Annotated in this window: 3 protein-coding genes; 1 reads left to right on the top strand and 2 read right to left on the bottom strand. The window is 44.3% G+C overall.

What is annotated here, in order from left to right; genetic code table 11:
- A partial coding sequence (locus tag RRY12_13095) for a hypothetical protein (protein MEG2185610.1) occupies positions 1–1,142 on the top strand: 1,142 nt, incomplete at its 5' end.
- 13 nt (positions 1,143–1,155) lie between these two features.
- Here the strand turns inward: RRY12_13095 and RRY12_13090 are convergent.
- Positions 1,156–1,467, bottom strand: a complete 312-nt coding sequence (locus tag RRY12_13090; protein MEG2185609.1) for a hypothetical protein — start codon at positions 1,465–1,467, stop codon at positions 1,156–1,158.
- A gap of 9 nt (positions 1,468–1,476) precedes the next feature.
- The coding region (locus tag RRY12_13085) for a hypothetical protein (GenBank protein ID MEG2185608.1) at positions 1,477–1,966 on the bottom strand (490 nt) is incomplete at its 5' end.

The raw sequence follows: 1,966 nt of genomic DNA, 5'->3' as shown, positions 1-1,966 counted from the left end.
GTAACTCCTTTTTCGCTTCTGAACCGTTGTGGTTGGGGCTTTATGTAGGAAACACGATTAAATCATCAGGACACGACTCCAAGGTAGACGTAAAACATTACGCCGACAGCACAAGCATGAATCCTAATGTGAACGAGGGGCCGGTCACATTAAAGCGCAAAGTTACAGATGATACTCATAAATTATTCTATGGTACAAAATACAAAAAGGACTCACAGGACTTTGCCGCAAAAGCGGTCCCAATGGGAGAAAACGGCGGGGCTAACTATAACACAAGAGACAGGTATATTGGTCTGCGCGTATTCAGCGAATCTAAGAGAGGCAACAACAAAGCCGCCGTCACCTTTAATGAGGTGGCGCTTGCGCCTGGTTTTTCCGCTGATGAGATACGTTCAATAATGCCACAAGGAGGGCGCGTCTATGAGATAGAAGATACCGTGCCGACCAACAACGCCTTGGAATGGAGTATTATAAACGCATCTGCCTGGTATAAGGGACTTAAAGCATATCTTGGAGAAAAAACCTACAACGACGTTCTGTTTGGCGCAGAAAAAGGCTCTGATGGCGACGGAAAATCAAGTATATACTATACGCTCGTCAAATATGAAAACGGCGGCAATGGAAAGCAATACGGCGGGGTATACGACATCCAGCATATCAAAACAAACTACTGCAAATGCCCGCTGCATTACGGCATTTATAAATGGATAATGGTAGTAACTTCGGATGCCGCCATTGATGCTTTTGTGGCCTTGCTTGAAGATACAAAGTCTGTTGTTTATGAATATTTCAACGACCCTTCAAGAAAAGGCAAGGAAGATGTAACATTAGACTCTACAGGAAAAAACGTTGCGCCTAAAGTACTCGAAGAACTGGAACCTATTGTTAAAGCAGCCGACCTGACAAACTACACATGGACCGTTGAACGCAAATCCCCAAAAGCCCCTGTAGGTTACTATATATACTGGACAAATAAAGATGTCTCGGTGCTGATGCCGGGGACTGAGCGGATCGCAGTTGATAGAGGATATTATAAGACTTCATCAAAAACTTTAACAAAAGACAACGGCACTGTTACCGTAGATTCTAAAACAGTTGACGGCAAGAAATTTAATATCATCAACACGGAGTCGTTTACTTAGAAGTGAGGAGGTCTTACCGAAGAAAAGTCCATCCTTTGGATTCTTTGCCGTCGATTTTGCTATGTTCTATGCCTTCATAACCTTTGTTCGTCTCGTTGAGCAGCCAACTTTCATTTTTAGCTATTGAATCAGTATTACCCGCATATAAGCCATTGGTAATTTTATAGGAGTTGTAGGAACCGTCTTCCTGGCGATACGAAACAAACGCATACGCGCCTACCTTTATAAGCAACGAAGAAAGCTGATAATTTTCATTTGCGTCTTTTGTCAGAGTCACTTTATAATCTCTGGTGCGTATATTGCCATCTTTATCCTTATATTGCATCAGCTCACCTCACGAGACAGAATCAAGCGCCGATACGTCTCCAGCATAGACTTTATTTTCCGCAGGTTTCGTGCCAACCTCCGCGAGCACCTTCAAAATAACAGAATTGGTGTCAGTTGCAAGCTGAGATAAAAGAGAGGCCTTATCATTATCAGTAGCTTGATTTTTGCCGTCATTCAACAACTCAAAATCTGTGGTGGTATAGATGTGTGATAAAGGTGACGTGGACGACCCTGCGGCGCTCATTTTTGCGCTATGCTCTGGGCAGCTGCATTCAACGATGCCATCTCCGTTTTTGTCGCTGTAAGTGCCGCCAGATGGACAGGCCGCGTTGTTGTTAGATATTTGGTCATGATATTTCGTAGCTATAAAAGATTGTAAATCTTCATTTGAAGAGGCTGCGAAATTGTGCATCGACCAGGCTGTTTTTATCGTCTCGCGGTTTCCGAGGCAGGCGGTCTCCTGGGCTTTGGCATCCGAGCCGCCGAAGGCGAGCCAG

Source organism: Cloacibacillus sp. (assembly GCA_036655895.1).
Classification (GTDB): domain Bacteria; phylum Synergistota; class Synergistia; order Synergistales; family Synergistaceae; genus JAVVPF01.
Note: the sequence above shows the minus strand (reverse complement) of the source record. Positions and strands in the feature narration are given on the sequence as shown.

Bases quoted from the DNA above. Each gene is read 5' to 3' on its own strand.
- RRY12_13090 (MEG2185609.1), bottom strand. From the start codon at position 1,467: ATGCAATATAAGGATAAAGATGGCAATATACGCACCAGAGATTATAAA.